The organism is Pseudoxanthomonas sp. CF385 (assembly GCF_900104255.1).
Classification (GTDB): Bacteria; Pseudomonadota; Gammaproteobacteria; order Xanthomonadales; family Xanthomonadaceae; genus Pseudoxanthomonas_A.
Genome location: NZ_FNKZ01000001.1, coordinates 311,668 through 338,588, shown reverse-complemented (window position 1 = coordinate 338,588; position 26,921 = coordinate 311,668). Strand labels below are relative to the sequence as shown.

The following is a 26,921-nucleotide window of genomic DNA, read 5'->3' as shown; positions in this document are numbered from 1 at the left end:
CGTGAGCAGCATCTCGCTTATCATCTCGCCCCTTGGCGTCGAATCCATTGATGCACTTCTGGATCCCGAACGAGACACGCGCGTCAACGCATATCGTCTGATCCATGAACAGCAGAGGCCCGACAGCGACGTACGCTGGTTCTTTTTCGCCAAAGCCGATCTTTCCAAATCGGAAGCGATGACGCGTGCGCAGCAGTGGTATGAGGCCTCCCGCCATCCCGACTGGCCAGGCTTCAGGCATTAGGCCGGCGTGAACGGGTGAGTAGGCCGAGGGGATCCCAATGCGACGCGAACAGAGGCAGGTCTTCCTGCTACACTTGGGTACTCGCCAATCCATCGGCCCGGACGACCTGCGCGTCATCTGGGCGACCGCGTGCGAATCCATGGATGTCCGTGTGAGCCGTCGTGTCCAGCCTGGCAGCAATGCGGGAGGTGGTCGTCCGTGCTACGGCCTTTGGGTGCGGCGCACCTTCAATCGCATCGCCGCCGAGGAACGCCTGCGCGCGATGCTGGATGCGCGCGGCTTCCTCTTTACCTTGACGCCGATGCCCACCTAGTAGTTTCGTTCGTTCGCGAGACGCGGATTCGACCGCGATGCGTTCGCGGCCGGGCTACATCCTTCACACCCACCTCCTGAAGTGCGTGCAAGGATGGGTTCAACGTCGGTCAGCCGCCCCCCACAGGATTTCCGATGCCCCAGGTCTGGAGGGTTTTCAGCCGCTGGTTACGCTTGCGCAGGCGTCTGTGGCGCTGGCGCCGCACCTCGATCCAGAAGCCGTTGCGCGCGGAAGCACCGCTGCGGGCGCAATTGTTCAATGTCGAACAGATGGAAGTGCATGGCCGCGCACTGGCGCGTGCTCATCGGATACATCCACAGGTGGGACCGGAACGCCTGCTGGATCGCCTGGCCGAGAACGAAGGTCTGCTGGATGATGTCTGCGCGCTGTTGACGCGGATGGTCCAGGACGACATGCGCATCACGCCGGCTGGCGAGTGGTTGTTGGACAACTACTACCTAGTGGAAGAGCAGATCGTCACCGCACGGCGGCATCTGCCGAAAGGCTACAGCCGACAGCTCCCGTCCCTCAGCCAGGGACCCTCGAGCGGCCTGCCGCGTGTGTACGACCTGTCCCTGGAGGCCATCGCGCACGGCGATGGCCGCATCGACGCCGAAACGCTGCGCCGCTTCTTCGCCGCCTATCAGTCCATCACGCCACTGAAACTCGGTGAGTTGTGGGCCATCCCGATCATGTTGCGACTGGCGCTTATCGATAACCTGCGACGTATGGCAGTGCGCGTGATGCGCGACGGCGACGATCACCGCTTGGCCAGCGAGTGGGCCGCCCAGCTCAACCGGACGGCGGCGGAGAATCCAAAGGACGTGGTGCTGGTCATCGCCGACATGGCCCGCTCGGATCCGCCGCTGAGCGGCGCATTCGTTTCCGAGCTGACGCGTGGCCTGCAGGGACGGGGCGGCGTTTTCTCCATGCCGATCACCTGGCTGGAGCAATGGGCGGCGGATGGCGGGCTGCGCATCGAGGAACTGGTGCATCTGGAAAGCCAGCAGCAGGCCGCGGACCAGGTGTCGATCAGCAACAGCATCGGTAGCCTGCGTTTCCTGGCCAACATAGACTGGCGGGAATTCGTCGAAGACATGAGCGTGGTCGAGCGCACGCTCCGTGCCGACCCGGCGCGCACGTACGCGCTGATGGATTTCAGCACCCGCGACAGTTACCGGCACGTGGTGGAAAAGATCGCACGGCTCGCGAATGTCGGTGAGAACGCGGTGGCGGAGATCGCGCTGCAGTTGGCGCAGGCCGCCGCCACTGCCGCGCCGGGCCATCACCAGGCGCACGTCGGCTTCTATCTGGTGGACGATGGCGTCGGCCGAACGCAGGCAGCGGTGACCGCCTCGTTGCCCGGCGCGCGGCCGGTCCATCTGCGTCCGCGCAGGATTCCGCTGGCGGTCTATCTGCTCCCGATCGCCAGCATCATCGGGCTGTTCACCCACGGCCTGCTGACGGCGGGGTCCTCCGTGCAGGGAGTGCCGCTCTGGTTGCCCGCCGTGCTGGCGCTGCTCGCCTTCAGCGAGCTCGGTATCGCCCTGGTCAATTGGGCAGCGACGTTGCTGGTGCCGCCCCGGCCCCTGCCCCGGATGGATTTCTCCAAAGGCATCCCGGCCACGGCACGCACACTGGTGGTGGTCCCCAGCATGCTCGGCAGCGTGGAGGGGGTGGACACCCTGGTCGAAGCACTGGAAGTCCGCTTCCTGGCCAACCGCGACCGCCACCTGCATTTCGCCCTGCTCACCGATTTCCTGGATGCGGACGACGCATCACTGCCCGGCGATGCCACGCTGCTGGCCCATGCCGTACACCGGGTCGAACAGCTCAACCGCCGCTACGCGCCGGAACGGGCCGACGAAGGCGGCGGCGACCTGTTCTTCCTCTTTCATCGCCCGCGCTTGTGGAATCCGCGCGAACGGCGCTGGATGGGCTACGAACGCAAACGAGGCAAGCTGGCGGCATTGAACCGGCTGCTGCGTGGCGGACTGGGAGAAGACTTCCTGCAGGTGACCGGCAACATCGGCGTGCTGGCGCAGGTGCGCTACGTGATCACGCTGGACACGGACACCAAATTGCCGCGAGACGCCGCGCGCGAGTTCGCCGGCACGCTGGCGCACCCGCTCAACCAGGCCGTGTTCGACCCGCGGCGACGGCGCGTGGTCCGCGGCTACGGCATCCTGCAGCCCAGCGTAGGCACCAGCCTCAGCGGGCGGCCGAGTTCGCGCTATGCGCGCATGTTCGGCAGTGAGCCCGGCATCGATCCCTACACACGCACCGTATCGGACGTCTACCAGGACCTGTTCGGCGAGGGGTCCTTCGTCGGCAAGGGCATCTACGATGTGGATGCATTCGAGCATGCGCTCGCGGACCGCTTTCCCGACAACCGTATCCTCAGCCATGACCTGCTGGAGGGGTGCTACACACGTGCCGGCCTGGTCAGCGACGTGCGTCTGTTCGAAGACTATCCGTCGCGCTACGCGGCTGACGTGAAGCGGCGCTATCGGTGGATCCGCGGCGACTGGCAGCTGCTGCCGTGGTTGTTGCCGTGGGTACCGCGCCGCGGCAGCGGGCTTGAGCGCAATCCGCTGTCCTGGCTCTCGCGCGGCAAGCTGCTCGACAACCTGCGACGCAGCCTGGTGCCGACGGCCACCTTCGCCCTGCTGGTGCTGGGCTGGCTGTTCTCGCCGGACCCGCTCGCCTGGACCGCGTGGCTGCTGAGCCTATGGGCCCTGCCCGTGCTGCTTCCGGCGCTGCGGGATATGGTCGCCCTGCCGGTGGACATGCCGCTGGAAACCCATCTGGTGCAGGTGGGGAAATCCTGTCTGAAGCAACTCTGGCGCGCGGTCGTCAATGTGGCCTGCCTGCCCTACGAGGCTTTTTTCAGCCTAGGCGCGATCCTGCGCACGCTCTGGCGCCTCGTGGTCACACGACGGCACCTATTGCAGTGGAACCCGTCCAGCGAAGTCGAACGCAGTCTGGGCAGCGGTGTGAGCGCGGAGCTCTACAGCATGGCGCCGGCACCGCTGATCTCGGCCGCCGTCGCCGCACTGCTGGTGATGAAACAGCCGGCCGCACTGTGGGTGGCCACGCCCTTGCTGCTGCTCTGGCTGCTGTCGCCGGTGCTGATGGCTTGGCTTGGCCGCCCGCCGGACCGGCGGACGGACAAGCTGTCCGCACTGCAGTTGGCGTTCCTCGGCAAGCTGTCGCGACGGACGTGGGCCTTCTTCGAAACCTATGTGCGCGCAGAGGATCACTGGCTGCCACCCGACAACGTGCAAGAGCATCCGGCGCTGGTGGTGGCGCGACGCACCTCGCCGACCAACATCGGCTTGTCGCTCCTGGCCAACCTGGCGGCCTACGATTTCGGCTACCTGCAGGCGGGCGGCGTGATGGAGCGCACCCGCCTCGCGTTCGACACGCTGGAGATGCTGCCCCGCCATCGCGGGCACTTCTACAACTGGTACGACACCGAAACCTTGCAGCCGCTGCCACCGGCCTACATTTCCACGGTCGACAGCGGCAACCTCGCCGGACATCTGCTGACCTTGCGACAGGGCCTGCTGGCCATGGCGGATGCCCCCGTCCTGGTGCCCGCCACGTTCAACGGACTGGCCGACACCCTGGCCGTGCTGGAAGACGCCGTCGCGGGCACGCCGTCCGATGACGACGCGTTGTCGTTGGCGGTGATCGAATTCCGCACCGTGCTGATGCAGGCCCAACGGGAACCGCCATCCACCGTCACCGATGCCGAACGCATGCTGGCGCGCCTGGTGGTGCATGCGGAGGGCATCGTCGCGGCCTGGCCGGCCATCGGTCCCGACCAGATCCATCCGCATCATTGGCCGACCTCCCTCGTCGAAGGCTGTCGGTCGGCGCATGCGGAGCTGCAGTTCCTGCTGCCCGATGCCGACGCATGGGTCGGCGATCACCTGCCCACCCTGCGCGAGCTGCAGGACGGTCCTGCCGGTGCGCTTGCGACCCGGCGCGCGCGCGAACGGATCCACCAACTCGAGCGCCTGGCGCACATCGCCGGCCAGTTCTCGCTGATGGAGTACGAGTTCCTCTACGACCGCGCGCGCCACCTGCTGGTGATCGGCTACAACGTGGACGAGCACCGCCTGGACAACGGGCTCTACGACCTGTTGGCCTCGGAGGCTCGCCTGTGCAGCTTCGTGGCGATCGCGCAGGGACAGTTGCCGCAGGAGAGCTGGTTCGCGCTGGGTCGCCTGCTGACCGAGGTCAACGGCGACGCGACGCTGCTGTCGTGGAGCGGCTCGATGTTCGAGTACCTGATGCCGCAGCTGGTCATGCCCAACTATCCGGACACGCTGCTGGACCAGACCTCCCGGCATGCGGTGGAAGCCCAGATCCAGCATGGTGAGCGCCATGACGTGCCATGGGGCATCTCCGAATCGGGCTACAACACCGTCGACGCGCGCATGAACTACCAGTACCGCGCCTTCGGCGTACCGGGACTGGGCCTGAAGCGCGGGCTGGGCCAGGATCTCGTCATCGCGCCTTACGCCACGATGATGGCGCTGATGGTGGCGCCGGAAGCGGCCTGCCAGAACCTGCAACGACTGGCCGCCCTCGGCTTCGGTGGGCACTTCGGGTTGTACGAGGCCATCGACTACACGCCTGTGCGCGTTCCACCCGGCCAGGACTACGTGGTGGTGCGCTCCTTCATGGCGCATCACCAGGGCATGGGGTTTCTCTCGCTCCTCCATCTGCTGCGACAGCAGCCGATGCAGCGGCGCTTCGTGGCCGATGCCGAGTTCCAGGCGACCCTGCTGCTGCTTCAGGAGCGCATCCCGCATACCGGCGTGTTCCATCCGCACGAGGCCGAGGCGCTGGGCACACGCGCCGCGCCTACCGAAGCCGAAACCCAGTTGCGCATCTTCCGCAACCCGAGCATGTCGCGTCCGGCGGTGCAACTGCTCTCCAACGGGCGCTACCACGGCCTGGTCACCAGCGCCGGCGGCGGATACAGCCGCCACCGCGACATGGCGGTCACGCGCTGGCGTGAAGACGGCACGCGCGACCACTGGGGCAACTTCTGCTACCTGCGGGATGTGGAGAGCGGAGAGTTCTGGTCCACGTCGCTGCAGCCGGCATGCGCGCCCGTGGAGCAGTACGAGGCGATCTTCTCCGATGCCAAGGTCGAGTTCCGGGGCCGCAAACGCGGCTACGAGAGCCACCTGGAGATCGCCATCTCCGCCGAAGACGACATCGAACTGCGCCGGCTGCGCCTGAGCAACCGGAGCCGACGGACACGCACCATCGAGATCACCACCTATGCCGAGGTGGTGCTGGCGCCGGCCATCGCGGACGAACTGCATCCGGCTTTCAGCAATCTGTTCGTGCAGTCGGAGATCCTGCGCGAGAAACAGGCGCTGTTGTGCACGCGCCGACCACGCGCGCACGACGATATACCGCCGTGGATGTTCCACCTGGTGGCGGTTCATGACGCGGATATTGGTGCGATCTCGTACGAAACCGATCGCGCGCGCTTCCTCGGTCGTGGCAACACGCCGCGCACGCCGGCGGCATTGGCCGAGCAGGACGCGCTGTCCGACAGCGAAGGCTCCGTACTGGACCCGATCGCGGCCATCCGATGCCGGATCGAGCTGGCGCCGGGTCAGACGGCGATGATCGACATGGTGCATGGCGTAGGCGTTGACCGCGAAGCCTGCGCCGGACTGATCGACAAGTACCGCGATCGCCGGCTCGCCGACCGCGTCTTCGACCTGGCTTGGACGCACAGCCAGGTCGTCCGCCGGCAGATCAACGCATCGCAGGCCGATGCGCAGCTCTACGAACGGTTGGCTGGGCTGATCGTCTATGCGCACCCGCTGCTGCGCGCAGAAGCCGACATCCTGCTGCAGAACCAGCGTGGCCAGTCCGGTCTGTGGGGCCACGCGATCTCGGGCGACCTGCCTATCGCCCTGCTGCAGATCTCGGATGCCGACAACATCGAACTGGTGCGGCAAATGGTGCAGGCGCACGCCTATTGGCGCCTCAAAGGACTGCGTGCGGACTTGGTGATCTGGAACGAGAGCCAGGCCGGCTACCGGCAGCAGTTGCAGGACCTGATCCTGGGCATGATCTCGGCCGATCCGGAGGCGAACGTGCTGGATCGTCCGGGTGGCATCTTCGTGCGCCCGGGCCAGCAGATGTCGCAGGAGGACCGCATCCTGCTGCAGTCGGTGGCGCGGGTGATCATCAGCGACCAGCAGGGCTCGCTGGCCGCACAGATCGGTCGCCGCGAGCCCGCCGAACGCATCATGCCGACGCTGTTGGCGGAGGGGCCGCGCGAGGATCCTGTGGAGCTTCCCGCGCTCGATGCATCGACCGGGTTGCCGCCACCGGTAGATGTAGATGAGGAAGACGACAGCTGGCCTTTCGAGGCCGTGTCCGGCACCTTCATCCACGACAACGGAACCGGTGCTTTCTCGGCCGATGGCCGCGAGTATGTGATCACCACCCGCGAAGGCGGTCCGACACCGGCGCCGTGGTCCAACGTGCTGGCCAACGAAAGGCTGGGCACGGTGGTCAGCGAAAGCATGGCGGGTTACACCTGGTTCGAGAACGCGCATGAGTTCCGCCTCACTCCCTGGCACAACGACCCGGTCGCTGACAGTGGTGGCGAAGCGTTCTATCTGCGCGACGAGGACACCGGATACGTGTGGTCGCCGCTTCCGCTGCCGCGGCGAGGCCGTGGGGCGTACCGGACGCGCCATGGCTTCGGCTACAGCGTGTACGAGCACATCGAAGATGGCATCGCCAGCGAGGTGTGGGTGTATGTGGCCGTCGAGGACGCGGTCAAGTACTCGGTACTAAAGCTCAGGAATCTGTCCGGACGCGCACGCCGACTCTCTGCTACCGGTTATGTGGAATGGGTGCTGGGTGACCTGCGGGTCAAATCGCAGATGCACGTCATCACCGAGCAGGATGCCACCAGCGGCGTGTTGACGGCACGCAATCCCTACAACACCGAGTTCAACGGCCGGGTTGCGTTCTTCGATACCGATGCCAGTGGCTGCAGCTTCACGGGCGACCGAACGGAATTTCTCGGCCGCAATGGCAGCATGGCCGATCCGGCGGCTCTGCAGCGCGAGCGTTTGTCCGGCAGGCTGGGGGTGGGTCTCGATCCGTGCGCCGCTATCCAGGTGCCCTTGTCGCTGCTCGATGGCGAGGCATCCGAGACGGTGTTCCGGCTTGGCATTGGCAAAGATTACGAGGATGCCCTGTATCTGGCCAGCCGTGTTCAAGGCACGCAGCGGGCGCACGACGCACTGGACGCCGTCCGCATCCACTGGCGTGGACTGCTGACGTCCGTGCAGGTCAGTACGCCGGAGCCCGCCGTCGATGCGTTGGTGAACGGCTGGCTGATGTATCAGACCCTTGCGTGCCGCTATGTGGCGCGCAGCGGCTACTACCAGTCCGGTGGGGCGTTCGGCTTCCGTGACCAGTTGCAGGACACCATGGCCACGCTGCACGCCAAGCCGGCGCTGACCCGTGCGCACCTGCTGCTGTGTGCGGCCCATCAGTTCCCGCAAGGCGACGTGCTGCACTGGTGGCATCCACCACAGGGGCGCGGCGTGCGCACGCGCTGCTCGGACGATTATCTCTGGCTGCCGCTGGCCGCCTTCCGCTACCTGCAGGTGACGGGCGATGCCAGCGTGCTGGACGAGCAGGTCGGCTTCGTCGACGGCCGCCCGGTCGGTGCCGACGAAGAATCCTACTACGACATGCCTGCGACGTCCTATCTGCGGCAGTCGTTCTACCAGCATTGCGTGCTGGCGTTGCGCCGCGGTTGCAGCCTTCTCGGCGAGCTTGGGCTTCCCCTGATCGGCACCGGCGACTGGAACGACGGCATGAACCGCGTGGGCGAGGCCGGCCGGGGCGAAAGCGTCTGGCTCGGCTTCTTCCTATACGACACGCTGCAGCGCTTCATCGAGGTGGCGCGCATGCGCGGGGATGAGGCATTCGCCGACGAATGCGCAGAGCATGCCGAGCGCTTGCGGGGGAATCTGGAAGCCCATGCCTGGGATGGCCAATGGTATCGGCGCGCCTGGTTCGATGACGGCACGCCGCTGGGATCAAGCCAGAGCGATGAATGCAGGATCGACTCGATCTCGCAGAGCTGGTCGGTGCTGTCGGGCGCTGCGGATCCGGTGCGCGCGCGACAGGCGATGGCTTCACTAGATCGCCATCTCGTGAAGCGGGAGGCGGGGCTTATCCAGTTGCTCGACCCTCCCTTCGACAAGACCTCGAAAGATCCCGGCTACATCCGCGGCTACGTGCCGGGCGTGCGCGAAAACGGTGGCCAGTACACACATGCCGCGGTATGGGCCGCAATGGCGTTCGCGCATCAAGGCGACACGGAACGAGCGTGGGAACTCGCACGCATGATCAATCCGATTCATCACGCGCAGGATCCGGACGCCACTGCCATCTACAAGGTGGAGCCTTACGTGCTAGCGGCCGATGTCTATGGCGTGGCACCGCATGTCGGCCGGGGCGGTTGGACCTGGTACACCGGTTCCGCCGGCTGGATGTACCGCCTGTTGACCGAGTCGCTGCTGGGCTTGCAGCGTATCGGGAGCGAGTTGGCACTGGATCCCTGCGTGCCTCGCGAGTGGACGGAGTACGAGCTGCGCTACCGCTTCGGATCCAGCCTCTATATCATCTCAATAACGCAACGGGATGCCGGTGCCGCCACATTGCAGCTTGACGGCGTTGAGCAGACTGGACTTCGCTTCGCGCTCCTGGACGACGGCAACGTGCACAGCGTGGAAGCTAGCTGGCCACGCGCCGCGACATGAAATCTCGTGTGCAGCTCGATACGGAACTAGACCGATTGGCCGCCATGATGCCGTCTTGGCTGCAGCATCTCCGGCATGAAGCCCAGTTCTGGCCTCAGTTCAATGCGCTCGCGAAGGAGATTCTGCATCAGGCTGCTGATGAGGATATTCAGTACGTGCAGGGGCGCTTGGACGCCATGCTCATAGTACATGCCCGCGGTTTACCCGGAGTCAGCCGCCATTCGCACTAATGCAGGCACGACTGGCTGTCTCTTTAGGTATTGCTTCCATGTCCACTTTGGGTTGTTAGCAGACATCGCATTGGCTACTCGTCAGGCTTGATGTTCTCAAGGCCCTTCCTGGGTGTCTCCATGACGATCTCGTGAGGGATGGACGGCCGGGGATCAGCTCTCGCGGCCCTTACCTTCGCCTGAAGCCACTCGTCATAGTTGGGCCGTGTGAGGTGGCACCACCAACATCGCCATCGAAGCTGTAGTTCTCCACGATCCAGGCTGAGCGAAGTGCCCTGGCGTCTACGAGAGCATGGTGCCGAAGCGCGCTCTGGTCGGGGTTAAGCTCAAAATATCGCTCAACGCTCGGCATCAGATTCCCTTCGCGAGCGAGCCTCGTACGAAATGGCGGTTCAGGGGGTGTCTGGTCACGTCCGTTCCATACTCGGCTGAGCATCGAGAAGTCGAGCGGCGCGTCTGCGAAGATCTCGCAATCACCTAAGGGCTCTAAGAAGCTCCGCAGCGCGTGCGTCATGGCGTTGTCCTTCATCGCTGCTTCCCCGCGGTTGAGGAGCGGGTAAACACTCTCGCGTACGAAGCTGGAGGGCATGCCAGGTAGCGGATCTCGCTCCGCGTAGAAGACATGCTCGCCGTCCTCACTGATTAGGGCCAAGCTGACGAGCTCACGCAGCGCGTCGTTGGACCATTCGGTGTCGAGGAAGAGTCGGATCATCTAAGGCTGGGCCTTATGGCGGAGCATGGTCGTCGCCCAAGGCGGCGTAGGAACACGCCCCGTAACGACCAGCCAGGCCATGCGCAGTGCCTCTGCATCAATGAGTGCATGATGGCGCCGAGCCGCAGCACCGGGGTGACCTGCGAAGTAGTCCTCAATCAACATGCCCATGGCACCTTCCTTGAGCATTCTCGTCATCACGGGTTTAGGGATCGGTCCACATGCTGCAGCCTGATCGTCTGGCAGATCGAAGCCCGCTACCACGCACTGCAGAAGTGCGAGGTCGTTGGGGTAGTCAGCCACTACAATGGGGTCGGCAACAGCCGCCAAGAAGGCTCGTAGTCCCGTTGTCATCGCTTGGTCGGGCATGCGCCACTGGCCCCGCTCCAGCAGGGGATAGACCACCAACCGCACAAAGTCGGTTGCCACGTCCGGCAGGGGATCACGCTCGGCGTAGAACCTATGGATTCCGTCCTCGCTAACGAGCGCCAAGCTCACTAGTTCGGAACCGGTCGGGTCCGCCCATTCGGTGTCTAAGAAGAGATAGGTCATGACGTCAGCTTGGCTCGCACTTCTTGGCCAATCACCTGTTCTCCCCGAACCGCGGGCACAGGAATAATAGACTTGGTGCCCCTGGCCGGACTCGAACCGGCATAAGCCGCTTATCTGGCGCTGACGGGTTATAAAACCGCTGCTCTAACCATTGAGCTACAGGGGCTGATCAGTCGACTGATCAGCCAGGTATTCGGAGCGGGCGGTTGGACGAGTTCACGGAACCAAATCTAACAATTCTTGCGCACAAATCAACCGCAACCCGCGATTGACTTTGTTGGATGCCCGATCGGTATCCAGTGCTCCTTGGAGCCGGATCAAGAACACCGTAGTTGCAACAGTTTGACGCCGCTGTCGCGGCAACTATGCCGCTCGCTGCGCAGCAACATTGCTGTTCTGTCTACAAAGATCTACGACAACGAGACGAGACCCTGAGTGCCTTCAACAATACGCCACCATAGTTTGTCGCACTCCGCATCACCATAGTTTGTGAGTTCATCGACAAACTATGGTGAGCCGCGCACACACCTGCCGAAAGTTCCCCTGTCGACCGGTTAATTCATGTACTGGTCAGTTTGATATTCAGGGCTTGTTGTGAGGTGGAGCGGATACTGCGCCCACCGTCGCAGTGCACCGCGACGGACACACAACAACAAAACAGAAAGGCGTTCCCCATGAAGAAGTCCTTGCTTGCCCTGACCCTGCTGGCTGCTGCTCCGTTCGCTGCTTCGGCCGCGGAAGGCGTGTCCTACAACTACGTGGAAGGCGGCTATGTCGCATCCAACCTGAGCGACGGCCTGCCGGATGCCGACGGCTGGGGCGTGAAGGGTTCGGTGGCCATCGCCCCGAATTTCCACCTGTTCGGTGACTACACCACGCAGAAGTTCGACGACACCAACGTCGACATCGACAACTACCGTTTCGGCGTGGGCTACAACCACGAGATCAGCCAGCGCATCGACCTGCTGACCCGCGTGGCCTATGAGCGCTACAAGGTGCCGGGCGACCATCTGAACGGCTACAGCGCCGAAGTCGGCATCCGCGGCGCGATCGCGCCGAAGTTCGAAGGCTATGCCACCGTCGGTTACGAAGACGGCAGCGACTTCGACGGCGACTACTACGGCCGTCTGGGCGCGCAGGTGAAGTTCAACCAGAACTGGGGCCTGAGCGGCGACGTGAAGTTCGCCGACAACGACACCCAGTGGTTCGTCGGTCCGCGCTTCACCTGGTAATACGCAGTACCGCTCCCCGCGACGCGTCCCTCTCTCCCCGCGTCGCACCCAGCCCGGCCCTTGTGGCCGGGCTTTTTATTGCGCGCATGAAAAAGCCCGGCGGGTGAGGCCGGGCTCGTTCGGTGCGTGCATCGGTTACCTGTACAGCGTTTCCGGATACTCGGGCTTCTGCTCGCGCGCGAGCAGCTGCTGCAGGCCGTCGCGCGGCGTGAGATCGCCGTGCAACACGGCGCGCACGGCGCTGGAGATCGGCAGGTCGATGCCGTGGCGGTCGGCCTGGCGCATGACTTCGTCCGCCGTCTGCACCGACTCGACCACCTGGCCGATCTCGCGCACGGCGTCCTGCAGCGACTGGCCGCGTCCCAGCGCCAAACCCAGGCGGCGGTTGCGCGACAGATCGCCGGTGCACGTCAGCACCAGGTCGCCCAGGCCGGCCAGGCCCATCAGCGTTTCAGGCTTGGCGCCGATGGCGGCGGACAGACGCAGCATCTCGTTGAGGCCGCGGGTGATCAGGCCTGCGCGCGCATTGAGGCCCAGCTGCATGCCATCGGCCACGCCGGTGGCCACGGCCAGCACGTTCTTCATCGCGCCGCCGAGTTCGGCGCCCACCATGTCGTCGCCGGTGTAGGCGCGAAAGGCGGGGCCGTGCATCACATCGGCCACGGCCTGGGCGAACACCGGATCGGCGCCATGCACGGTCACCGCGGTGGGCAGGCCCAGCGCGACTTCCTTGGCGAACGAGGGCCCGGTGACCACGGCCAACGGCACGTCGGGGCCGAGGATGTCTTCGGCCACCTCATGCAGGAAACGGCCGGAACCGGTCTCGAAACCCTTCGTCGCCCACGCCACGCCGGCACCGGCCGGACGCAGCGGCGCCAGCGTGTGCAGTGTTTCGGTGAAGGCGTGCGAGGGCACGACGACCAGCACCTGGTCGGCCCCTTCGAGCGCGGCCGTCAGGTCGGTGGTCGCCCGCAGCGTAAGGGGCAGCGGGATGCCGGGCAGGTAGCGGGTGTTCTCGTGCCGCGCGTCGATCGCCTCGGCGACGACCGGGTCGCGGCCCCACAGGGTGACCGCATGGCCGTGCCGCGCCATCAGCGCGGCAAGCGCCGTACCCCAGGAACCGGCCCCGAGCACCGCGATCTTCAGCGGTGCGTCTGTCAGATCAGTCATCCGTCACCCCTGTACGAAGCGTCGCCGCCCTGACGGGATTCTGCACCACGGATCAGGCGTTGCCGGCAGGTTCCGAGCTGGCCAGGGCGGCTTCGCCACCCTGCGCCGCGCGCTGGCGCAGCGATTCGGCGTACAGCGCCTCGAAGTTGATCGGCTGCAGGAAGAACGGCGGGAAGCCGCCGGCCTGCACCAGGTCGCTGATGGTCTGGCGGACGTACGGGAACAGGATGTTCGGGCACTGCGTGCCGAGCAGCACGTCCACGGCCTGCGGGTCCAGGCCCATCAGGCCGAAGATGCCGGCCTGCTGGACTTCCGCCACGTAGGCGGTCTTGTCGCCGGCCTTGCAGGTCAGGGTCACGCCCAGCACGACTTCGAACGCGTTCTCGCCCAGGCGCTGGACGCGCTGGTTGAGGTTGAGCTGCAGTTCGGGCTGCACGTTCTCGGTGTAGATCGCCGGCGCGCCGGGCACTTCGAAGGAAACGTCCTTGACGTAGATCTTCTCGACAGTGAAGGCAGGGCCAGCGGCTTCGGCGGATGCGATCGCGCCGTTGGTGGTCTCGTCGGACATTTCGAACTCCGGAATTTCAGGATTGATGCGGTGAATGGGAGATTATGGCATGGCGTCGGCGCTGCCCCGCTTCAAGGGGGCAGCGCCGGCCAGATGGGCTCAGCGGCCCTTGACCAGCGGCAGGTCGGCCTGCTGCCACGCGGCGATGCCGCCGTCGAGCGCGTAGACCTTCTCGAAACCCGCCTTCTTCAGGCGCTTCGCCGCACCCGCGGAGGCCTGGCCGTTGCGGCAGACCACCACCACCGGCTGGGACTTGGCCCCGGCCAGCAGCTTGTTGTCGGGGTCGAAGCTGCTGGGCAGCACGTTGCGGCTGCCCGCGATATGCCCCTTCTCGAAATCGTTGCTCGCCGACAGGTCCACCACCAGGGCGTTCTCGCTGTTGACCAGCTGGGTCAGCTCGGCCGGTCGCAGGGTCTTGTAGCCGCGGAACAGGCGGGCGATTTCGGTATAGACGATGGCCACCGTCAGGCCGACCAGCGCCAGCGACAGGATCTGGTTGAAGGAGGAACGGGTGGCGAAAGCCAGGATTTCTTCGAAATTCACAGGGTTGGCGACCGTGGAGCGGGCGGCGATTGTCGCACAGGACGCCCCGCCGGGCGCCGGGCCGCTATTGGCCCTTCCAGAGGTCCGGCAGCCCCACCACCAACCACCAGCGCTTGGCTTCGGGGTCCCAGCGCCAGCGCTCGATATAGCGTTCGGTCCGCTCGGCCATGGTGTGCTTGTTGATGACACGCAGCTCCACGACGCGCTCGACCGTACTGTCCGGCCCGCTTCGGGTGGAGAGGTCGCGGTAGCCGGAAATCTGGACCTGCTGGTAACGCTCGAACTCAAGCTCGGTCATCGGGTGCTCTTCGCGATAGGCCGGGTCGACGGCCTGCCAGGCATTCTCGAAGTCGCCCCAGCGGATCGAGGCCGCGTAGGCGTCCTGCACCTGCTGCAGCTTGCCGCGCTGCATCCGGCCCTGCGCGCCAGCCGACGCCATCACTGCCAGCAGCCCCACGACGCACAGCATTCTCGCGATCACCCGCATGGCACCCCTCCCGTTCCTGGCCCGCATGCTACCGCTTCGCGATGGCCACGAAGCGCCCACTGAGCGTGGTGGCCAGTCCGCCTTCAGGCAGCAGCACCCTGGCCTCCACCTGGATGCGGGCACGGCCGCGCTGGACCAGCGTGTCGATGAACGTGTCCCACGACTGCCCCTCGGCGAAGGCGGCCTCGGCGACGAGGTCGCCGTACAGCGGGGCGAGATAACGCACATGGCTGTCGGCCACGTAGACCTCCGCCTTCAGGCCGGCCAGCTGCAGCTTCAGCGTGACCAGGCCCCAACCGGAGACCGTCATCAGCGAAGTCAGGCTGCCGCCGAAAGCGTTGCCCTTGTCGTTGACGTTCGCCGACAGCGGCGCGGTCAAGCGCAGCGCGTCGCCCTCCAGTCCCGCCACCTCCACCTGCATCGCCGCTACCGGCGGCATGCCGCGGCAGTACTCACGCAGTTCCTGCAGGGCTTCTTCCAGACTCATCGCTCATAATCCGCGCATGGGACATCCAACGCCGCCGGCATGGTACGTCATCTCGCTGCGGCCCCAGGGCGGCCACGATGCGCTCCGCCGCGCCGCGCGACGGCACGGCGCCGGCCTGCTGGCGCTATCGCCGTGGCGCATCCAGGCCAGCAGCGACGACGCCACGCGGCAGGCCCTGCAGCAGGCGCTCGCCTGCCCGCGCGTGCTGTTCACCAGTCCGGCGGCTGTCACCGCCGCCCAGGCGCTGCAACCGTTGCGCGCGCTGCCGGGACAGATCTGGCTGGCGGTCGGCGCCGGCACGGCGGCGGCCTTGCGGCGCGCGGGCGTCCCGGCTTCCGCACCGCGCCGCATGGACAGCGAGGGGCTGTTGGCGATGCCGGCGCTGCAGGACGTCGCGGGCGCGGACATCGGCTTCGTCACCGCCCCGGACGGTCGCAACCTGTTGCTGCCCACGCTGCAGGCACGCGGCGCCCGCGTGCATCGCGCCGAGGTCTACCGCCGCGAACCGGTCGCGCTGCCGCCGCGCGCGTTGGCCGCCCTCGCCGCGCTCGATCGGCCCGCCTGCCTGCTGCTGAGCAGCGCCGGCGCGCTGGAACAGGTCCTCGCGCAGTTGCCCGCTGCGGCTGCCGCGCGCTTTCGCGAGGCGGGCGTGGTCGCCGCCAGTGCGCGCCTGGCCGACGCCGCCCGCGCCGCGGGATTCCGCACGGTGGTGCAGGCCGACGGTCCGCGACCGGCGCAGCTGATGAAGAGCGCGTCGACCGTCATGGCCCCCCGCATCCGTTAGCATTTGCGGCAGCCATCACGGTTCTGCCTGCCCGAAGGACGCCTGCGTGAACGATGTGTCGCCCATCCCTCCCCGCACCACCGGCACGCGCCGCCTGGTCGTGGCGGCGCTCGTGCTGATCGTGGCCGGCATCGGCGCGTGGCGCGGCTGGGCGTGGTGGCAGGCCCGTTCGGCGCAGGAGCGCACGGCGGCCTCGGAGACCACGCTGCGGCTGGAAGCGCTCGAATCGCGCGCGGAGGCGCTGCGCCGCGACCAGCGTGCGCAGGCGCAGCGCCTGCTCGATGCCGCCGCCACCAACCGCATCCTGCGCGATGAAGTGCTGGGTTTGGGCCAGCGCGGCGCATTGCTGGAAGAAAGCGTGGCCAAGCTGACCGATCCCAACCGCCACGGCGCGCAGGCGCTGCGATTGGACGAAGTCGAACTGCTGCTTTCGCAGGGTGCGCAACGCCTGGACATCGCCCGCGACCTGGACGGCGCGAAACGTGCCTACGCGCTCGCCGCCGGCGCACTGGACGGTATCGACGACCATCGCCTGCTGAACCTCAAACAGGCGCTGGCGCAGGAACGCACGGCGCTGGATGCCCTGGGTCCCGGCACGCAGGCCGAAGGGAATGCGCGCCTCGACGCATGGGTGAAAGCCCTGGCCGCGTTGCCGCGCGATGCGCATGCGGCGCAAGACGGCGACATCCGCGATCGCCCGACCTGGCAGCGCATCCTCGCGCCGCTGGTCGACGTGCGCCCGACCCGCGACACCACGCTGATCGCACCGGCGGAACGCACGGCGGCGGACGCGGCACTGCAGATCGAGATCAGCCTGGCGCGCGCGGCGCTCGAACGCGAGGACGATGCCGCCTACCGCGCCGCACTGGACCGCATCGGCACCTGGCTGCCCCGGCTCTGGCCCGCCTCGCCAGCGCGGCAACAGGTGAGCGCGCAATTGCACGCATTGCGCCAGGCACCGACCCCTGCCCAGCCCGCCGTGCTCGGCACGACGCTGCAGCAGTTGCGTGCGCTGCGCAACGCCGGCGTGCGCCTGCGCCTGCCGCCTACGCCCGAGGCGGCGGCGGATGTTCCGGAGGTGAGCCCATGAAATCGTTCCGCACCGTGATCCTCTTGCTGGCGCTCGTGCTGCTGGGTGCGCTCGCGGCGCAATGGATGGCCGGCACCGACCGCGACCTGGGGGAGGTGTTCATCCGCTTCGCCGGCTACGACCTGCACACCAACGTGCCGCGCGCGGCACTGACGCTGGTGCTGGTGGCCGCGCTCGCGTGGCTGGCGTGGCGACTGCTCTCCCTGCCGTTCCGCGCCTGGGGCCGCCATCGCCGCAAACAGGCACGCGCGCGCCTGATCGAAGGTCTGGACGCACTGCATGCGGGCCACTGGTCGAAGGCGGGCAAGTTGCTGGAGCGTGCCGCCGAAGACGATGAAGTCGGTGTTATCGCCCGCATCGGCGCCGTGCAGGCGGCCGCCGCGCAAGGCGACGATGCCACCGTGCAGCGGCACCTCGATGTCCTGCGCGAGCGTTCGGCCGGCGCGCATGCCCTGGCCGCCGCGCAGCTCGCCCTGGCCGCCGGTCGTCCGCGCGACGCGCTCGATCTGCTGGATGCCCCGGCCGTGCAACCCCTGCCGCCGCGCGGCCTGGCCTTGCGCGCGCAGGCGCTCGCCGACACCACGCGCGCGTACGAGGCTTACGGGTTGCTGGGCGCACTGAAACAGCAGCAGGCGATGGCGCCGGCGATGCTCGATGCGCTTGAACAACGGCTCGCCGCGCAGTCGCTGCATGAGGCGGCCGATGCGAACGCGCTGGCCGAGCGCTGGGAAACACTGACCAAAGCGCTGCGCGTGCAGCCTGCCGTGGTCGCCGCGTACGCCGAGCGCGCAGCCACGCTGCGCTGGGAAGACGCCGCTACGCGCAGCATCGAACAGGCGCTCGAAGCACGCTGGGACGAAGGCCTGGCGGCGCTCTACGGTCGCCTGCCCATCGGCAAGCTGGATTCGCGGCGCGCCAGCGCGCAGCACTGGCTGCAGGCGCACCCGGCGAGCCCGGCATTGCTGGTCACACTGGGCCGGCTAGCGCGCCTGCAGGGCCAGTGGCCGCAAGCACAGGAGTTCCTGCACCGCGCGGTCGCACAGGGCGCCGGCGCCGAGGCCTGGGAGGAACTGGGCGAAGGCTTCAATGCCGCCGGCGATACCGCACAGGCGCAGCAGTGCTACGCCAATGCCTTGAAGGCCGCGCGTGCGGAAGCACCCGTCGTGCTGCCCGGGCGCGACCTGCGGCAGACGATCCACGACGAGGCGGTCGTCGAGGAACGCGACGCGCACGGACTGCCCCGCCTGCGCGACTGACGCGCCTCGTTACGCTGCGGGGCGCGGATGCGTCTTGCGCCAGCGGCGCCAGCCCAGCACGGCCGCGACCAAAGCCAGCCACAACGGCCACAGCGCGGCCAGGGCGATGACGATGTCCAGCGCGGCGCGCCAGCCGACCGCCAGCGATTCGCCGAGGCGGGAGAAGAAGCCCGGCCCGTTGTCGCGGAACACCGCATCGACATCGACCCGTTCTGCACGCCGCACTTGCGCGTCCTGACGCAGCGACAGGGTGATCGTGCTGAAGGCGACGCGGTCCTCGAACTGCTTCTGGGCAATCAACGCCTCGTCGCGGCCGGCGCGCGCCGCGCCGCGCGACTGGATCGCATCGGTCTTGTCGGCGAGCTTGCCCCCCGCCTGCACTGCGTCGCCCAGTTCGCGCTGCTCGTCCTGCGCGCGCTGGCTGGCCAGTTGCTGGCGCAGCAGGTCGAACTGCGCATCGCGGGCCGAGAAGCTGCGCCGGTCGAGGAATTCCATCTGCGCGGCGACCGCGCGCAGGAACGCCTGGGTACGCTCGCTGGGCACGCGCACCGTCAGCTGGCCCTGCAGGCTGTATTCGGTCAGTTCCATCCGCTTGCCCGGCGCCAGCGGCCGGCTCAGCACACGCTGGACCTGCGACGAGATCTCGTTGTCGACGACGAAGCCGCCTTGCGCAGCGACTTCATCCTCGATCGCCAGCGCCGTACGGTAGACATCCACCACCTGGAACTGTGCCTGCGCGGTGCGAATGAAGCGGCGCTGCGGATCGATCTGGCTCGCCACGTCCGACGCCATCTGCGACGGATCGACCCCCGGCCCTTGCAGCGCCGGCGAGGCCACGTTCTGCTGCGGAGCGGCCGCGGCGGCGGTATCGGAAGCGGCTTCGGCCAGCAACGGAGCGCCTGCGGCATCGGCACTCGACTCGGCGGCGGCCGCGGCCTCCCGCTCAGCCATCTCGTGCTTGCTGCAGGAAGCGATGAGGACAGAAAGAGCCAACAGCGGAACGACGCGGTACGTCCTGTGCAAGCGCATGGAAACTCCGAAGGCAGCGTGGCAATGGCCGGCGGTGCCGGCCCGACTACCAACGTCTGGCACGGCCCACCGGGGTTGGCCGCATCATTCCATGGCCGGATCGGTCGCCGCGAGGGGTGGCGCGGGGCGCGCCAGACCCGTGTGACAATCGGATCGCCTGCCCTTCGGTGATCCGCGATGACCCGATTTCTGCGCACCGCGTTCCTCCTCGCCCTGCTGGCCACCCCCGCCGTGCAGGCCAAGATGCCGGTGGCGACCGGCACCGGCGGAGGGGCGGCGACGATCAGCGAGCAGGCCACGCAGTCGGCCATCGACGTGCTGGACCGCGGCGGAAACGCGGTCGATGCCGCCGTCGCCGCGGCAGCCACGCTCGGGGTGACGGATCCCTTCAGCTGCGGGATCGGCGGCGGCGGCTTCATGGTCGTGTACCTGGCGAAGGAGCAACGCGTGGTCACCCTCGACCATCGCGAGACCGCGCCCGCCGCCGTCACTTCCACCCTCTTCATCGAGGAGGGTCGAGAGATGGACTTCTACACCGCCGTCTCCAGCGGCCTGTCGGTCGGCGTGCCCGGGACCGTGCGCGGCTGGCATGAGGCGTTGCAGCGCTACGGCACGATGTCGTTCGAGCAGGTGCTCGCGCCGGCGATCGCCACGGCCGAGGAAGGCTTCACCGTCGATGCGAATTTCTCGAGCCTGATCGCGCGCAACGAAGGCAAGTTCGGTCGCTTCCCCGCCACCGCCGCGCTGTACCTGCGCAACGGCAAGGCGCTGCCCGCCGGTACGCGCCTGCGCAATCCCGACCTCGCACGCACCTATCGCCTGCTCGCGCGCGAGGGCGTGGAGGCGTTCTACGCGGGCCCGCTCGCGAGCGCGATCGTCGATGCGGTCAACCGTCCGCCGACGGCGAGTGGCATCTCCGTTCGCGGCGGTCGCATGACCCTGGCCGACCTGGCCGACTACCAGGCCCGCGTGCGTGCGCCGTTGCGCTCCCGCTACCGTGGCTACGACCTCTACGGCATGCCGCTGCCGAGCAGTGGCGGCGTGACCGTATTCGAAGCGCTGAACATTCTCGAAGGCTACGACCTGAAGTCGCTGCCGCGCACGCAGGTGGAGCATCTCTACCTGGAAGCGAGCCGCCTGGCCTTCGCCGACCGCGATGCCTACCTGGCCGATCCCGAGTACGTGGACGCGCCCGTGGCCGGCCTGCTCAGCAAGGCCTACGCGGCGCAGCGGCGCGCGCTGATCGATCCCGCCCGCGCCGCGCCCGGCCCGGTCGGGGCGGGCGATCCGTTCGCCTTCCAGCAGGATGCGAGTTATCCGCTGCGACCCGCGCTGCGGACGCTTCAGCCGGAGAGCACGCACACCACGCACCTGACCGTGTCGGACAAGGACGGCAACGTCGTCGCCTACACCTTCACCATCGAAGACTGGGGCGGCAGCGGCATCGTCGTGCCGGGTTATGGTTTCCTGCTCAACAACGAGCTGACCGACTTCGATTTCACCGGCCCGCATCCGAACGTGCCCGAAGGCGGCAAGCGACCGCGCAGCAGCATGACGCCGACGCTGGCGTTCAAGGACGGCAGGCCCGCGTTCTCGATCGGCAGCCCGGGTGGCTCCACCATCATCACCACCGTGCTGCAGACGATCGTCAACTACATCGACCAGGGCCTGCCGATGGACCAGGCCATCGACGCGCCGCGGCTATCGCAGCGCAATGGCGCCGTCACCGATATCGAGCCCGGGTTCGCCGGCAGTGCACAGGCCCAGACGCTGGCGCGCCTCGGACAGCGCTGGTCCGACCAGGCCGAGGAAATCGGCGCCGCGAATGCGCTGGTGTTCCATCCGGATGGCACGGTGACTGCGGTCAGCGAAGGGCACCGGCATGGGATCGGCAGCGCGCAGGTGCAGACACCCGCGCGCTGATCACGCGGACGCTCAGCGCTCGATGATCGCCACGACGCCCATGCCGCCGGCGGTGCAGATCGAGACCAGCGCGCGGCCACCGCCGCGCTGCTTCAGTTCCTTCGCCACGGTGGCGACGATGCGCGCACCGGTGGCGGCGAAGGGATGGCCCGTCGCCAGCGAGGACCCGTTCGGATTCATCTTCGCCGGATCGATCCTGCCCAGCGGCGCATCCAGGCCCAGGCGGTTGCGGCAGTAGTCCTCGCTCTCCCACGCGCGCAGCGTGCACAGCACCTGCGCGGCGAAGGCTTCGTGGATCTCGTAGATGTCGAAGTCCTGCAGCGTCAGGCCGTTGCGCTTGAGCATTTCCGGCACGGCGATGGTGGGCGCCATCAGCAGGCCTTCGCCGTGGACGAAGTCGACCGCCGAGACCTGCGCATCCTTCAGATAGGCCAGCGGCTCGTGGCCGTGCGCCTTCGCCCACTCGTCGCTGGACAGCAGCACCGCGGCGGCGCCGTCGGTCAGCGGCGTGGAATTGGCGGCGGTCAGCGTGCCGCGGCCGGATATCTTGTCGAACGCCGGCTTCAGCGTGGCCAGTTTTTCCAGCGAGGTGTCCGGGCGCAGGATGTTGTCGCGCTCCAGGCCGCGGAACGGTGCGATCAGATCCTCGAAGAAGCCACGCTCGTACGCCGCGGCCAGTTTCTTGTGCGAGGCCACGGCCAACTCGTCCTGGGAATCGCGCGAGATGCTCCACTCCTTCGCCATGTCTTCGCAGTGGTCGCCCATGCTCTTGCCGGTGCGCGGCTCGGCCACGCCGGGGAACTCGGGCTTCAGTTCGCCGAACTTGAAGCCGCTGACCAGCGCCTTCAGCTTGTCCTGCGTGGTCTTGGCACGATTGGCGGCGAGCAGCCGCGCGCGCAACTTCTTGCCGTAGACGATCGGCACCTCGGAGGTAGTGTCCGAACCGCCGCCGATGCCGGACTCGATCTGGCCGAGCGCGATCTTGTTGCCGATATGGATGATCGTGTCGAGGCTGGTGCCGCAGGCGCGCTGCAGGGTGATGCCCGGCGTCAGCGGCGAGAGGCCGGACGACAGCGCCGCTTCGCGGCCGAGGTTCCAGTCCGACGAATGCTTGATCACCGCGCCCATCGCCACTTCGCCCAGCTGCTGGCCGTGCAGGCCGAAGCGCTCGACCAGCGCGCCCAGCGTGCGCACCGACATGCCCAGGTTCCCCACATCCGCGTAGGCCGTGTTCTGGCGGCAGAACGGAATGCGGACGCCGCCGAGGATGGCGACGGGACGGGATGCGGGCATGGGGACCTCTGGACGGATGGCGACGGCGGGAGGGGTGAAGATGCGCCTGCGTACGGCAGGCATAATGGGCAGTGTAATGCGCCCCTCCACCACCTCCAACCGCTGACATGACCCGATCCCCAACAGGCCCCGTCGTGATGGGCGTGATCGCACTGGAACTGGCGGCCGGCCACACGCCCGCGCGCGCCGCGCTGGCGGCCGCCGAGGCGAGCGAACTGGCGGAAAAGCTGGGGCGCGATCTCGCCACGCATGCCCCGCAGGTCCGTGACCTGGATCTCGTCCTGGCCGCGGCGCATTTCGATCCTGCGGAGGCGCTGCGGCCGGGATGGTCGCTGCACCAGCGCCTGCGCGAACTGCACCAGCGCGCCCCGGGGCGCGGTGAAGGCGCGCGCCTGATCGCTTTCGGCGCCGACGACACCGGTGACATCCCGATGCCGCTGCAAGCCGACGACGGCCTGCGTGGCGGGCTGTTGCGCGTGGTGCCGTTCCTGCTCACGGGCGATGACCATACGGTAGAAGCCGTCGGCGAACGGTTGGAAGGCGTGCTGCTCGAAACCGGCATGGCGCAGGCCGATACCGCGCTGCTTGCGCAGACGGCGTTCGGTGCGCAGATCGAGCACGCGCGCTACATGACGCTGCACGACCTCGCCGCGATGACCGCCATGCAGTACGACCACGGCGGGCTCGGCGCATTGTGGCCGGTGATCGAGACCGCCCTGATGGCGCCTGCGGATGAGCAGTGGCTGGATGCGCCGCCGGAGCCGCTGCTGCGGTACGCGCAGGGCGAAGTCCACATCGCCCTGTTCGAACCGATGGCCTGGCGGGCGCGCTATGCGCCGCAGGACGCCACCGACGAGCGGCTCGAACGCGCCTACCAGCACTTCCAGGCACGGCAGCAGCAGATCGCCGCCGTGCTCGAGGCGCATGGCATTCCGGTCACGTTCGCGCACTGCCCCGGCAAGGCCGATCCTCGCGCGTCGCTGAGCGCGTGAAGCAGAACGCCACGGCGCATGCCGTGGCCCCGCCCGTCGTACTTACTGGGTGACCTTGATGATGCCGCACGCCACGCGTGCGCCGGCGTTGCCGGCCGGCTGGCTCGCGTAATCGTCCGCGGCCGCGTGCACGATCAGCGCACGACCCGACACATCGTTGACCGCGCCGCCGCCGAGGGTGACGCCTTCCAGGTGCACGTTGATCTTCGCCACGCCTTCGGCATCGGCGGTGAGGTTGTTCATGTCGCCGGCATGATGCGCGCCGCTACCGGCCTTGCCGTGCGCCGCGTTGAAGGGATTGAAGTGCGGGCCTGCGCTGCTCGCGTCGGCGGCGCTGCAGTCGCCCTTCTCGTGGATGTGGAACGCATGCGTGCTGTTGGCCGGCAAGCCCCCGACTTCGCCGGTCAGGTGCAGGCCCTTGCCCATCGGCACCAGGGTGACGCTGCCGCTGACACGGCTGGCGGACGCGGACGCCAGCACCGCGATCGCCTGCTTGGCGGTGCTGGTGGTGGGCACCTCGGGCGTGGATGCCGTGGGCGTCGACGGCGTGGTGCTGCACGCGGCGAGCGTGAGGGCCGACGCGGCGGCCAGCAGGGCAATGCGCATGGAGATCTCCGGGAGCAGGTCGTGGCCCGCTACCGTAACGGCGGCTACCTTCACGTTCAATGAAAGCGGGCCGCCCGCTTCATCCGCGCTTGCGGCCCGGCCCCAACTTGCGCGTCACGGTGTTGCGTCCCACGCCGAGCTTCACCGCCGCTTCCGCGCGACGGCCGTGGGTCAGGTCGAGTGCCACTTCCAGCAACGTGCGGTCCAGCCGCTCGCGCGCTTCGGCATGCAGCGACTCCGCGCCTTCCAGCAGGCGACGGCGCGCCCACTCGGCCAACGCATGGTCCCATTCGCCGCGCCCGCCCCCGGCCACCGGTGCGTGCGACAGCGCGCCCTGCAGGTCCGTCGTGTTGATGACGTCGGCTGGCGCCAGCGCGGCCAGGCGCCAGCACACGTTCTCCAGCTCGCGCACGTTGCCCGGCCAGTCGTAGGCCTGCAGCAGGTCGAGCGCCGCATTGGCGAAGCGCTTGGGTGCGATGTCGAGCTTGCGCGTGGCCATCGCCAGGAAGTTCTCCGCCAGCTGCGGCACGTCGGCCCGGCGCTCGCGCAGCGGTGGCAGCTGCAGGCGGACCACGTTGAGGCGATGCAGCAGGTCGGCGCGGAAGCGGCCTTCCGCGACCAGGCCATCGAGGTCCTGGTGGGTCGCGGCGATCACCCGCACGTCGACGCGGATCAGTTCGCGGCCGCCGACGCGGAAGAACTCGCCCTCCGCCAGCACGCGCAGCAGGCGCGTCTGCAGCGGCAGCGGCATGTCGCCGATCTCGTCGAGGAACAGCGTGCCGCCGTCGGCCTGTTCGAAGCGGCCGATGTGGCGCTTCTGCGCGCCGGTGAACGCGCCGGCTTCGTGGCCGAACAACTCGCTCTCCAGCAGCTCGGCGGGAATCGCGGCGGTGTTGAGCGCGACGAACGGTTTGCGCGCGCGCGGCGACTCATGGTGCAACGCGTGCGCGACCAGCTCCTTGCCGGTGCCGGTCTCGCCGGTGATCAGCACCGACAACGGCGCCTGCGCCAGCCGCCCGATCGCCCGGAACAGCGCGCGCATCGCGGGCGTGTCGCCGATCAGCTGCGGCGTGGCGGTGCGCGCATCGCCTTCCGGCACCGCCTCGGCCGCGTCGCCGGCATCGGGCAGCGTGCGCGCTGCCAGCGCGACGGCGTCGTCGAGGTCGAAGGGCTTGGACAGGAATTCATGCGCGCCGCCGCGGAAGGCACCGGCGGTGCTGGCCACATCGGTGTACGCCGACATCACGATCACCGGCAGCTGCGGATGCGTGGCCTTCAGTTTGTCGAGCAGCACCAGCCCATCGTCGCCGGGCATGCGCACGTCGGTGAACAGCAGGTCCGGCGCACCGCGCGCGCCCAGCGCCTGCAGGGCGGCCGCCGCGCTGTCGAAGCCGTCCACGGAATAGCCGGCATCGCGCAGCGCGGTGGCCAGCACGAAACGCACCGAGCGGTCGTCGTCGACCACCCAGATGCGGCGCGCGTCGGTGGCGTGGGTGGCCGCAGCCAGGCGATCAGTGGACATGACGTTCCTCGTCGGTGTCGTGCAGCGACTGCGGCAGCATTAGGGTGAAGACCGTGTGGCCGGGACGGGAGCGGTAGGTCAGCGTGCCGCGGTGCTCGCGGGCGACCTGCTGGGCCAGGGCCAGGCCCAGTCCGCTGCCTTCGGCACGGCCGCTGACCAGCGGCAGGAACAGGTGTTCGGCCAGTTCCTCCGGCACGCCGCGGCCGTCGTCGACGATCTCCACCCGCAGCGCCATCGCATGCAGGTGGTCGTGGATGCGCGAACCGTGTTCGACACGGGTGCGCAGGATGATGTTGGCCGCGCCCGCCTGGAAGGCGTTGCGGACCAGGTTCCAGACCGCCTGGGTCAGGCGGTCGGCGTCGCCGCCGAGTTCCGGCAGGCTGGGGTCGTAGTCGCGCTGCAGGCGTACGGACCAGCCCCCCTCGTTCTCGGCCAGGCGCAGCACGCGTTCGAGCACGGCGTGGATGTTGAGCGGTGCATGCGGGCGTTGCGGGGCCGGCGACAGCAGTTGCTCGAGCAGGTTGTTGAGCCGGTTGATCTCCGATTCGATCAGGCCGATCAGCTCGCGTTCGTCGTCGTTGTCGTCGCGCTGCACGGCGCGGCGCGCCAGCAGCTGGGCGGCGCCCTTCAGGCCGGCCAGGGGGTTGCGCAGTTCGTGGGCCAGGCCCTTGAGCGCGGCGCTCAGGGCATTGGGCAATGCCTGGGTCGGGTCCAGGGCGGGGAATTCGTCGACCGGATGGGCTTCCAGCAGCCAGCCGCCGCCGTCCAGCCGGGACAGCCAGCCTTCGGCGAAACGGGGCGATTCGCCCGGCATGCCCAGCGCCAGGCGGTGCAGGCGTAGGACGTCGCGGTCGGTGTTGTCCAGGAAGCGCGCCATGGCGTCGCCGTCGATCTCTAGGGCCGCCAGCGGTTGTCCCAGCAGGCGGCGGGTACTGACGCCCATCCAGCGGGCGAAGGCAGGATTCACGCCGAGGACCAGGCCGTCGGCGTCCGCCCAGGCCACCGGCGTACTGAGGGCGTCGGTGGTGGGTTCGAATCGCATGGGGAAAAC

General features: G+C 67.8%; 22 protein-coding genes and 1 tRNA gene. 10 read left to right on the top strand and 13 right to left on the bottom strand.

Annotated elements, in window-relative coordinates; genetic code table 11:
• Position 1: 1 nt before the first annotated feature.
• The 4 genes from BLT45_RS18035 (at position 2) to BLT45_RS01460 (ending at position 9,624) form a co-directional block, all read left to right on the top strand.
• Positions 2-244 carry a hypothetical protein gene (locus BLT45_RS18035; RefSeq protein WP_139187859.1) on the top strand — a complete coding sequence of 81 codons (243 nt, stop codon included), beginning with the start codon at positions 2-4 and terminating at the stop codon, positions 242-244.
• Positions 245-281: 37 nt separating this feature from the next.
• Entirely contained in the window at positions 282-557 is a 276-nt protein-coding gene (locus BLT45_RS01470; RefSeq protein WP_093294226.1) for a hypothetical protein, read from the top strand.
• 269 nt (positions 558-826) lie between these two features.
• Complete coding sequence (locus BLT45_RS01465) at positions 827-9,394, top strand: glycoside hydrolase family 94 protein (RefSeq protein ID WP_254771828.1); 8,568 nt, start codon at positions 827-829, stop codon at positions 9,392-9,394.
• The gene (locus BLT45_RS01460; RefSeq protein ID WP_093294220.1) at positions 9,391-9,624 is read left to right on the top strand and encodes a hypothetical protein; all 234 of its coding nucleotides are present in this window, start codon (positions 9,391-9,393) and stop codon (positions 9,622-9,624) included. The genes BLT45_RS01465 and BLT45_RS01460 overlap by 4 nt, the downstream gene beginning before the upstream one ends.
• Positions 9,625-9,793: 169 nt before the next feature.
• Here BLT45_RS01460 and BLT45_RS01455 read toward each other — a convergent pair whose 3' ends face one another.
• From BLT45_RS01455 to BLT45_RS01445, 3 genes are all read right to left on the bottom strand, one after another.
• Positions 9,794-10,336: a 3'-5' exonuclease family protein gene (locus BLT45_RS01455; RefSeq protein WP_093294217.1), complete on the bottom strand. Its 543-nt coding sequence runs from the start codon at positions 10,334-10,336 to the stop codon at positions 9,794-9,796.
• A complete protein-coding gene (locus BLT45_RS01450; protein WP_093294214.1) occupies positions 10,337-10,888 on the bottom strand; it encodes a 3'-5' exoribonuclease in 552 nt (183 codons plus the stop codon).
• A gap of 73 nt (positions 10,889-10,961) precedes the next feature.
• Positions 10,962-11,054, bottom strand: a tRNA-Ile gene (locus BLT45_RS01445).
• Between the two features lie 508 nt (positions 11,055-11,562).
• Here BLT45_RS01445 and BLT45_RS01440 point away from each other — a divergent pair.
• Entirely contained in the window at positions 11,563-12,120 is a 558-nt protein-coding gene (locus BLT45_RS01440) for an OmpO family porin (RefSeq protein WP_093294211.1), read from the top strand.
• Between the two features lie 135 nt (positions 12,121-12,255).
• Here the strand turns inward: BLT45_RS01440 and BLT45_RS01435 are convergent, their stop codons facing one another.
• The 5 genes from BLT45_RS01435 to BLT45_RS01415 form a co-directional block, all read right to left on the bottom strand.
• The gene (locus BLT45_RS01435) at positions 12,256-13,281 is read right to left on the bottom strand and encodes an NAD(P)H-dependent glycerol-3-phosphate dehydrogenase (protein ID WP_093298352.1); all 1,026 of its coding nucleotides are present in this window, start codon (positions 13,279-13,281) and stop codon (positions 12,256-12,258) included.
• A 61-nt stretch (positions 13,282-13,342) separates the two neighbouring features.
• On the bottom strand, positions 13,343-13,858 hold the full coding sequence (secB, locus tag BLT45_RS01430) for a protein-export chaperone SecB (RefSeq protein WP_093294208.1): 516 nt from the start codon (positions 13,856-13,858) through the stop codon (positions 13,343-13,345).
• A 99-nt stretch (positions 13,859-13,957) separates the two neighbouring features.
• The gene (locus BLT45_RS01425; protein ID WP_093294205.1) at positions 13,958-14,401 is read right to left on the bottom strand and encodes a rhodanese-like domain-containing protein; all 444 of its coding nucleotides are present in this window, start codon (positions 14,399-14,401) and stop codon (positions 13,958-13,960) included.
• Positions 14,402-14,465: 64 nt separating this feature from the next.
• Positions 14,466-14,888: a hypothetical protein gene (locus tag BLT45_RS01420; RefSeq protein ID WP_093294202.1), complete on the bottom strand. Its 423-nt coding sequence runs from the start codon at positions 14,886-14,888 to the stop codon at positions 14,466-14,468.
• Positions 14,889-14,916: 28 nt separating this feature from the next.
• On the bottom strand, positions 14,917-15,375 hold the full coding sequence (locus BLT45_RS01415; RefSeq protein WP_093294200.1) for a YiiD C-terminal domain-containing protein: 459 nt from the start codon (positions 15,373-15,375) through the stop codon (positions 14,917-14,919).
• A 16-nt stretch (positions 15,376-15,391) separates the two neighbouring features.
• Between BLT45_RS01415 and BLT45_RS01410 the strand changes: the two genes are divergently transcribed.
• The 3 genes from BLT45_RS01410 to BLT45_RS01400 all read left to right on the top strand — a co-directional run bounded on the left by BLT45_RS01410 (position 15,392) and on the right by BLT45_RS01400 (position 18,505).
• The gene (locus BLT45_RS01410; RefSeq protein WP_093294197.1) at positions 15,392-16,159 is read left to right on the top strand and encodes a uroporphyrinogen-III synthase; all 768 of its coding nucleotides are present in this window, start codon (positions 15,392-15,394) and stop codon (positions 16,157-16,159) included.
• Between the two features lie 94 nt (positions 16,160-16,253).
• On the top strand, positions 16,254-17,249 hold the full coding sequence (locus BLT45_RS01405) for a hypothetical protein (RefSeq protein WP_343123874.1): 996 nt from the start codon (positions 16,254-16,256) through the stop codon (positions 17,247-17,249).
• Positions 17,246-18,505, top strand: a complete 1,260-nt coding sequence (locus BLT45_RS01400; RefSeq protein WP_093294194.1) for a heme biosynthesis HemY N-terminal domain-containing protein — start codon at positions 17,246-17,248, stop codon at positions 18,503-18,505. Before BLT45_RS01405 ends, BLT45_RS01400 begins: the two co-directional genes overlap by 4 nt.
• Positions 18,506-18,514: 9 nt before the next feature.
• On the opposite strand, the gene BLT45_RS01395 is transcribed toward BLT45_RS01400, so the two are convergent.
• Positions 18,515-19,456: a DUF4349 domain-containing protein gene (locus tag BLT45_RS01395; RefSeq protein WP_175455683.1), complete on the bottom strand. Its 942-nt coding sequence runs from the start codon at positions 19,454-19,456 to the stop codon at positions 18,515-18,517.
• A 255-nt stretch (positions 19,457-19,711) separates the two neighbouring features.
• On the opposite strand from BLT45_RS01395, the gene ggt reads away from it, so the two are divergent.
• A complete protein-coding gene (gene ggt / locus BLT45_RS01390) occupies positions 19,712-21,457 on the top strand; it encodes a gamma-glutamyltransferase (protein ID WP_093294189.1) in 1,746 nt (581 codons plus the stop codon).
• A 12-nt stretch (positions 21,458-21,469) separates the two neighbouring features.
• Here ggt and BLT45_RS01385 read toward each other — a convergent pair whose 3' ends face one another.
• Entirely contained in the window at positions 21,470-22,750 is a 1,281-nt protein-coding gene (locus BLT45_RS01385) for an acetyl-CoA C-acetyltransferase (protein ID WP_093294187.1), read from the bottom strand.
• 107 nt (positions 22,751-22,857) lie between these two features.
• Between BLT45_RS01385 and BLT45_RS01380 the strand changes: the two genes are divergently transcribed.
• On the top strand, positions 22,858-23,742 hold the full coding sequence (locus tag BLT45_RS01380; RefSeq protein WP_093294184.1) for a hypothetical protein: 885 nt from the start codon (positions 22,858-22,860) through the stop codon (positions 23,740-23,742).
• A gap of 42 nt (positions 23,743-23,784) precedes the next feature.
• Here the strand turns inward: BLT45_RS01380 and BLT45_RS01375 are convergent, their stop codons facing one another.
• The 3 genes from BLT45_RS01375 to BLT45_RS01365 form a co-directional block, all read right to left on the bottom strand.
• Positions 23,785-24,348, bottom strand: a complete 564-nt coding sequence (locus BLT45_RS01375; protein ID WP_093298346.1) for a superoxide dismutase family protein — start codon at positions 24,346-24,348, stop codon at positions 23,785-23,787.
• A 79-nt stretch (positions 24,349-24,427) separates the two neighbouring features.
• Positions 24,428-25,870, bottom strand: a complete 1,443-nt coding sequence (gene ntrC, locus BLT45_RS01370; protein ID WP_093294181.1) for a nitrogen regulation protein NR(I) — start codon at positions 25,868-25,870, stop codon at positions 24,428-24,430.
• Entirely contained in the window at positions 25,860-26,912 is a 1,053-nt protein-coding gene (locus BLT45_RS01365) for a two-component system sensor histidine kinase NtrB (protein WP_093294178.1), read from the bottom strand. Before BLT45_RS01365 ends, ntrC begins: the two co-directional genes overlap by 11 nt.
• Positions 26,913-26,921: the final 9 nt, after the last annotated feature.